Genomic DNA, 7404 nt, shown 5'->3' on the forward strand with positions numbered 1-7404 from the left:
AATCATGGAAATCTTATTGAGCGCGCTGGCCCAAGGCGCCATCTGGACAGTCATGGGTATCGGCGTCTACATCACCTTCCGCGTCCTGAACGAAGCGGATCTGACGACCGAGGCGTCATTCACCTTGGGCGCAGCCATCGGTGCACAGCTTTTGGTGCTGGGCATGAATCCCGTGCTGGCGCTGTTGGTGGCCTTCCTGATGGGGGCGGCCGCTGGGGCGATTACCGCCTTGCTGATCACAAAGGTGCACATCAACTCGCTTTTGGCGGGCATCATCACGATGACCGGGCTGTACTCAATCAACCTCGGTTTCCTGGGGGCGGCGAACCTGTCGCTTTCGGCGGTGCCTTCGTTGAAAACTCAGTTGGGTTCAATAGGCCTCCCGCGTAACGTTGACACGTTGGTGTTGGGTATCGTGGTGGTGGCGATTGCGGTCGCGGCCCTGAGCTTCTTCTTCCGCACCGACATGGGTCAAGCCCTGATTGCGACCGGTGACAACCCGATTATGGCAAAGTCCCTGGGGATTTCCACGGGCGGGATGCTGATGTTGGGATACATGATCGGCAACGGACTCATTGCGACTTCCGGGTACCTGGTAGCGACCGACAACGGTTATGCCGACATCTCGATGGGCATCGGTTCCCTGGTCATTGGGCTGGCGGCCATCATCATTGGTGAGGTCGTTATCCGCAACGTGTCGCTGCCGGTACGCCTGTTGGCGATTTTTGTCGGCTCGGTGATCTATCGCTTGCTTTTGGCGCTGGTGTTGCGTTTCAACTTCGACACCGACAACTTCAAGCTACTCTCGGCGGTCGTGCTGGGCCTGTGCCTGTCGATTCCGACCCTGCAGAAATTCTTCCGCGAGCGCAAAGCCCGCAACGCGGCCGTAAAGGAGGTGGCTCTGGCATGAGCACCGCGAACGTAACTCAGAGCGAAAACCCGACCGGGAAGGCTATTGAATTGGAAACGACAGCAACCCAGAATGGAACGGACGGTACAAAAATGGTATTGCGCCTGGAAAACGTCAATAAGGCATTCCACCAGCGCACCGCCGACGTCTACCAGGCCTTGCGCGGGGTGTCCCTGGAGGTGCCCGAGGGCGACTTCATCACCATCGTCGGCGGCAATGGGGCAGGGAAATCGACCTTGTTGAACGTCATTTCCGGCTCGATTTTGGTCGATTCGGGCGCTGTCAAGATTGACGAGCGCGATGTGACCCGCGTGGTAGAGGAAGACCGCGCGGCGCTGGTGGGGCGTATTTTCCAGGATCCCAAGCTGGGGACCGCGCCGCGCATGACCGTGGCCGAGAACCTGTTATTGGCGCAAAAACGCGGGGAAAACCGGGGTTTTCGGGTTTCCATGACCGAGGCGAAACGGGCGGAATTCCGCTCGGTTTTGGCGCCGCTGCAGCTGGGGCTCGAGGACCGCTTGGACACCGAGATTGGCGTCCTTTCGGGCGGGCAAAGACAGTCTGTAGCCTTGATTATGGCGACGTTAAAGGCTCCGCGGCTGCTGTTGCTCGATGAGCACACGGCCGCACTGGATCCCAAAACCGCTAAGAAGGTGTTGAGCTATACCGCGCGGGTTGTGGCCGAACACGGCCTGACCGCCTTGATGATTACCCACCACCTGAAGGACGCGCTGTCCTACGGGAACCGGATGCTGGTCATGAACCACGGCCGGATTGTCCACGATTTCGACGCTTCGGCGAAGGCGGCTATGACAGACGCTGAGCTGTACACGATGGTCGGCGAGCTGGAGGACGAAGACGTGGAGCAATGAGTTTTTAGTCCCGGCTTAAAAACTCATTGCGTTCTCCCCAAACAGAAAATCGACGGGACAAGCCCGCCGATTTTCGTGGAGCATAGGGGATTCCGCGATTTCACCAAACAAAATCGGGTTCGAATCCCCTGCTCCACAATAAATTGAAAACGGGTGGGTTTTGACCCACCCTTTTTCAATTTTGTTACTTAGACGTTCATTTTGATACAAGGCTTTAGGACTGTGCAAAATCGAGGTGGGTGTGTGCAAATACCCTTAGGTGGGTGCAAATTCCGAGTGTTGGGTTCATTCCAATGGTTTGGCTAGTCGCAGTTTTTCCCGACGGATGACGTTTCGGATTTGATTGGGACTCGAAGCAGTATTTCGTTAAGAGATTCGGGTCAATAACTCTTTTACGCGCTTGGTAATCTCGTCGCGGATTTCGCGTACGACCTCTACGGGTTCACCCGACGGATCAGCGACCTCCCAGTCTTCATAGTGGGTTCCGGGGAAAATTGGGCATGATTCGCCACATCCCATCGTGATTACCCAATCTGCCATCTTCACTTTCGCCGGATCAAGTTTTTCTGGCTGCGCAAACGGCTCTATCCCTATTTCGGCGAGGGCCTCGCGCACCTCGGGGTGTACTTCCTCGGCCGGTTCGGTGCCTGCGCTCATGATGGTCACGTCAGAGCTGGCTAGTTCTTGCGCAATGGCGGCTGCCATTTGTGAGCGACCCGCATTTTGCCGACAGGCAAAAAGGATTCTGGTCACGGCGGCTCCCTTTCGGCTTGTGGTTTGTTGAGGCACGTGTTTAGCGACAACGTCAAGGAGTCGAGTATCAAAATCCGGGGCGATCGAATAGTAGGCCCACTTACCCTGCTGTTCACGGCCTAATATGCCAGCATTTACCAGCCTGGTGAGATGGTGCGAAATAGTTGACCGACTGATATTAAAAACCTCGGGAAATGAGCATGCACACACCGGGTTCGGTGAACAGCGGTATATGAACAGAGCCAGTTGCAGCCGCGTGACATCACTGAGTGCCGCAAAAATATCTGCCGCGTCCTGACATTGACCTTCGCCGGCGATTGCAGGTGCGGGGCAGCAATTCGGAGCGTGTTGGCTGGTCATACAAGAACTCTATCACACGTTTCGACTCTCATCGAAACGTGTGATAGAGTTTGCATCAATTCGACAATCATCGAAATGTAAGGAGTTAACTGTGCGTCAAATCGATATCTATGAACCGGCTTTGTGCTGTTCTTCCGGGGTATGCGGAACCGACGTAGATCAGGCTCTCGTTGATTTCAACGCGGCGCTGACCGCCCTGGATAAAGAGGGCATTACCGTCACCCGGCATAATTTGGCATCTGCCCCGGCTGATTTTGCGACTTGCGAACCGGTTCACGCATATGTTGAGGTAGCTGGCACAGACGGCCTGCCAGTTACTGTGGTTGATGGCACTATCGTTGCTACTGGTTCTTACCCGCAACTTAATCAGCTCCGTCAATTCGCGGGGGCAGCCCTGGAGGGAAAGACGACTTTGCCCGTCGTTGAGTCTGGTTGTTGTGGCGGAAGCGGGTGCTGCTAATGTCCCTTCCTGAGCTGAGCACCAAGTTTGCGTTTTTCACCGGTAAAGGTGGAGTCGGAAAGACTACGGTTGCTTGCTCTTTAGCTACCCGCGCGGCAGGTGAAGGTAAGCGAGTACTGCTAGTATCAACTGATCCAGCCTCGAATATTGGACAGGTATTCGGCCGTGAGATCGGTTCGGGCGGAGCAGAGCTAACCGACCTTGTGCCCGGGGCTATCAGTTTTGATGCGGTAGAGATTGATCCGGAGGCAGAAGCGGAGCGGTATCGCGAGTCTATCCTGGGTCCGGTTCGTGGCTTGCTGCCACCCGAGGTGCTAGCAACAACCGAAGAAACCTTGTCCGGTTCCTGCACGGTTGAAGTCGCTAGTTTTAATCGATTCGTTGACTATCTAACCAACGAAGACATTACTAGCCACTATGACCACATCATTTTCGATACCGCCCCGACCGGACACACCCTGCGGTTACTGTCCTTACCTGGTGATTGGTCTAGTTTCATTGATAAAGGCGCAGGTGACGCCTCGTGTCTGGGGCCGATGTCGGGGCTAGAGAAGAATCGGCAAACCTATCACGAGGCGGTCGCAGCTCTGTCTGACCCGGCACAAACTTCACTGGTTCTGGTGGCCAGGGCTCAAATCTCGACCCTGCATGAAGCTAACCGTTCCACCGGTGAACTACTTGAGATGGGAATCAAACCCGCACTGTTGGTGATTAACGGGATCCTGCCAGTGAGCGCCGCTACCGATCAACTGTCGGAGTCTATTTTCGCCCGGGAACAGGCGCTACTTGATGGCCTTGCCGCGAATACACAGCTGAGCGCAATCAATAGTGTTCCAACGGTACGGATCGAGTTGAATGCCACCCCGGTGATGGGGGTAGACGGCCTGTTACACCTGGGCGAGGCTGACGGTAATGAAACTTCGAGCGCGGGTCCCCTACTAGAGCCAGGCTCTGCGCAGTCCAATTCCGCGCTGCACGTTGGTTTATCCCATCTGGTGGATGAGCTAGCAGAAGGGAAACCGAAACTCGTCTTGTGTATGGGCAAAGGTGGGGTTGGGAAAACCACCGTGGCGCAAATGCTGGCATTGGAGCTCGCTAAGCGCGGCAAGCCAGTGCATTTGTCCACCACGGATCCTGCGAATCACCTCGATGTTTCTCTCGAAGATCGCATCAAAGGTTTGACGGTGTCATCTATCGATCCTGACGCGGTGACGGCTAGCTACCGTGAAGAAGTGCTCGCCACCAAAGGCGCTTCTCTCGATGCCGACGGGTACGCACAGTTGGAGGAAGACCTGCGCTCCCCATGTACGGAAGAAGTGGCCGTTTTCAAAGCATTTTCTGAGGTCGTAGCAACGGCCCAAAACCAGTGGGTCGTCCTCGACACTGCCCCCACCGGGCACACCCTGCTATTACTGGACGCCACCGGGTCCTACCACCGCGAACTCATGCGCCAATCCGGACGTGACGATTCCGCGACCACGCTCCAACACCTGCAAAATACGGAAGTGACCCGGCCAATCCTCGTGACACTGCCAGAAACCACGCCAATGCTCGAGGCACAATCCCTCGCAGTCGACCTGTCGCGAGCAGGTATTGAGCCGTGGGCATGGGTAATCAACCAGTCGCTCCCAGCAACCGAGACGTCATCATCGTTCCTGCTACGACGAGCCAATGCGCAACAGAAGATAATTAACTCGGTCGCTGATCAGGCAGGGGTACAAGTGGTTCAACTGCCCGTCATGCTCGACCATGAACTATGCAAATAGCGATTTACCGAAGCTAAGCAGTATAGGTCACCTCGTCTCTTCTACCAGTTATAAATTGTTGGACAGACGAGGTGGCCGTTTTTATTCTGAAACTTGAATGGGATGAATCCTTGTTATTGCAACCAGGCGATATGCACGGCTCATCCCGATCCTCACGCCACTGAGCCCCCAAGTGCCATCCGTTGCACCCAACCGTCAGTCTGCAACCTCCCCGATTGAATGTCTCTGACAAGCCAAAGCACCACCGGTCTGAGCAAAATATAAGGACGCTCACTTTGTATCAAAATGAGCGTCCTAGTGGTGGAGATGGGGGGGACGGGCGCGAGCGCCCGTCCCGGAGTTCCGGCTAAAACGGCACACCAGTGCCGTTTTTACGCCTCCGCACTGTTGCGCGATGGCTCACGCGGCTTACCGCCGTTGCCATCGCGCTACGGGGGTTCAATCCCCAAACTAAAACGTCCAAAACCCCAGCAAAAGCTGAGGTTTTGGACGTGGTTATGGGAACGCTGGAGTTGATACGGATTCTATAGGCTTGCCAAAGGGCTGGTAGCAGTCGTTTTGGCTTGCTATCAAGCCAAAACCGTATTTGAGTACTTAGGCTTGTCAACTCGGTTTATGGCTGCTAATGGCACCTCGGGTAATCGTCTACACGGATGCGTGATTACCTTGAACGCATAAGCGTTCACAGACGCTAGTTTTGCGCAAAGGTTAGAGTTTTGCGCAAGGGTTGCCCTGAGCTATAAGGACGCTAGAAGGGTGGGAAGCTTTTGAATGCCTCGGGGAGGTTATAGAGAATCTCGACGGCCTCTTTCTTGACATTGACATTTGACGAAAGGAGGAGCCCGAAATCCAGGTGAAGGGTTCCTCTTTCATCTATTCGGAGGGACTCAGGTTTGTTCTTTATGATGTAAGTTGCCGATTCACATGAGAATCCGGATCGCTGCAAAGCGATAGCTAGCTCGTTGGTACTGCCGTATTCAACGTAGTCATACTAGTTGTTCGGAAAGCTCTCGACATCGTGGATTTTCTTGTACTCGTTGGAGAAGCGCAGAAAGTAATTCGAAAGGCTGAAGAGAATTTGATCCTCGATAGCTTTTAGGGTATTGGCCATGACAATATTGCGATGATTTCGGCTCCCATCGTAACGAATCATCTGATAGTCATTGATGAAGAAGCGTTCAGGATTTCGCGTCTGGTATTGGAGTGCTTGGTTCATGATGTATTTGAGCCCGCGTCCTTCCATCCAACGGCAGAGGATGACGGCATACCAGCGGAGTTTCGTATGCTCGTTGGTCTTCGGGTTTCGGTATCCCAACGTTGAACTTTCGTAGATGTCCCAGTGGAAAATGATGGCTAGTTTTTCGAGGAATTCAAGTACTCGAGCGTAATCGAATGACGCTCCATCGGTGCGCTCGGGATACTTGAGACCTTGCCTGATCGCATGTTTTAGGTTCTCTACTTGGTCGACTGAAATATTGAGATCTACGTCCTGAACAGCTTCTCTCCGTGCGAAATGATTGCGGATTGATGATTCTTTTTCTTCGTCGAGATGCGCAGCAAATTCTCTGCGCACGAGGCTCTGGCGGTCTTCCATGATGTCGCGCAAGAGAATGAGCTCGTAGCGGCGGATTATTGCACGCTTATCTTCGCTTTCGCTGGCCTTCTTCTCTGGCAAAGTAACGTCGCCGCGCAATAATCTTTCAATTACTTGCTTCTTGTCTGTGTTCCTGAACAGGTTTGGATCAGTCTCGATCGATAATTTCTGCGGCGGAATGTCCCCCTCTAGAAAGGCAATGTAGTCATCTTTACTTGTTGCTGATCTTTTCCCTAATTCAGAACCGAGCATGATGACATCACCGTAGAGGTTGTACTCGATGCACCCTACCCTGCCGATCAAGTTGTTGAAATCTACTGGGCTCATCGTGGACAGACCGTTTTGGATGTGTGGCACGCCGCCCTCCAGCTCTTCTTCCAAAACGACACAGAGCTCATCGACTACGTCCAACGCGTTGTCGGGCTGGCCGCTATCGGCAAAGTCTACGTAGAAGCCTTGATTATCGCTTACGGGGATGGCCGGAACGGCAAATCAACGTTTCGGAACACCATCGCCCGCGTGCTGGGTTCGTATTCTGGGCATTTGTCGGCTGACGTGCTCACCATTTCCAATCGGCGAAACGTCAAACCCGAGTTGGCTGAAGCCAAAGGCAAACGTCTGTTAATAGCAGCGGAGATGGAAGAAGGGATGCGCCTATCAACCTCCAACGTCAAGCAGCTCGCGTCAAC

General features: G+C 54.1%; 6 protein-coding genes and 2 pseudogenes. 5 read left to right on the forward strand and 3 right to left on the reverse strand.

The genetic code is table 11. The annotated features are described in order from the left end of the window. Positions 1–4: 4 nt before the first annotated feature. Together SPI05_RS07480 and SPI05_RS07485 are read left to right on the forward strand one after the other, a co-directional pair. Positions 5–910, forward strand: a complete 906-nt coding sequence (locus tag SPI05_RS07480; RefSeq protein WP_321077501.1) for an ABC transporter permease subunit — start codon at positions 5–7, stop codon at positions 908–910. Next, entirely contained in the window at positions 907–1782 is an 876-nt protein-coding gene (locus tag SPI05_RS07485; RefSeq protein WP_321077503.1) for an ABC transporter ATP-binding protein, read from the forward strand. Before SPI05_RS07480 ends, SPI05_RS07485 begins: the two co-directional genes overlap by 4 nt. 366 nt (positions 1783–2148) lie before the next feature. Here the strand turns inward: SPI05_RS07485 and SPI05_RS07490 are convergent, their stop codons facing one another. Together SPI05_RS07490 and SPI05_RS09010 are read right to left on the reverse strand one after the other, a co-directional pair. After that, a complete protein-coding gene (locus SPI05_RS07490) occupies positions 2149–2535 on the reverse strand; it encodes a heat-shock protein HtpX (RefSeq protein ID WP_321077505.1) in 387 nt (128 codons plus the stop codon). Between the two features lie 84 nt (positions 2536–2619). Beyond that, positions 2620–2895, reverse strand: a pseudogene (locus SPI05_RS09010) (ArsR/SmtB family transcription factor); the annotation flags it as partial. 91 nt (positions 2896–2986) lie between these two features. Between SPI05_RS09010 and arsD the strand changes: the two are divergent. Both arsD and arsA read left to right on the forward strand, forming a co-directional pair. After that, positions 2987–3355: an arsenite efflux transporter metallochaperone ArsD gene (gene arsD, locus SPI05_RS07495; protein WP_321077507.1), complete on the forward strand. Its 369-nt coding sequence runs from the start codon at positions 2987–2989 to the stop codon at positions 3353–3355. After that, positions 3355–5121: an arsenical pump-driving ATPase gene (gene arsA / locus SPI05_RS07500; RefSeq protein ID WP_321077509.1), complete on the forward strand. Its 1767-nt coding sequence runs from the start codon at positions 3355–3357 to the stop codon at positions 5119–5121. The genes arsD and arsA overlap by 1 nt, the downstream gene beginning before the upstream one ends. Before the next feature lie 991 nt (positions 5122–6112). On the opposite strand, the gene SPI05_RS07505 is transcribed toward arsA, so the two are convergent. Then, on the reverse strand, positions 6113–7096 hold the full coding sequence (locus SPI05_RS07505; RefSeq protein WP_321077510.1) for a hypothetical protein: 984 nt from the start codon (positions 7094–7096) through the stop codon (positions 6113–6115). On the opposite strand from SPI05_RS07505, the pseudogene SPI05_RS07510 reads away from it, so the two are divergent. Next, positions 7067–7404: pseudogene (locus SPI05_RS07510) on the forward strand (DNA primase); the annotation flags it as partial. The gene SPI05_RS07505 and the pseudogene SPI05_RS07510 overlap by 30 nt on opposite strands.

Origin of the sequence: Mobiluncus sp., from assembly GCF_034180645.1 — a bacterium.
Classification (GTDB): domain Bacteria; phylum Actinomycetota; class Actinomycetes; order Actinomycetales; family Actinomycetaceae; genus Mobiluncus.

Excerpts from the sequence above, each read along its gene's own strand:
- SPI05_RS07480 (WP_321077501.1), top strand. The coding sequence starts at position 5 with ATGGAAATCTTATTGAGCGCGCTGGCCCAAGGCGCCATCTGGACAGTC.
- SPI05_RS07485 (WP_321077503.1), top strand. The coding sequence starts at position 907 with ATGAGCACCGCGAACGTAACTCAGAGCGAAAACCCGACCGGGAAGGCT.
- arsA (WP_321077509.1), top strand. The coding sequence starts at position 3,355 with ATGTCCCTTCCTGAGCTGAGCACCAAGTTTGCGTTTTTCACCGGTAAA.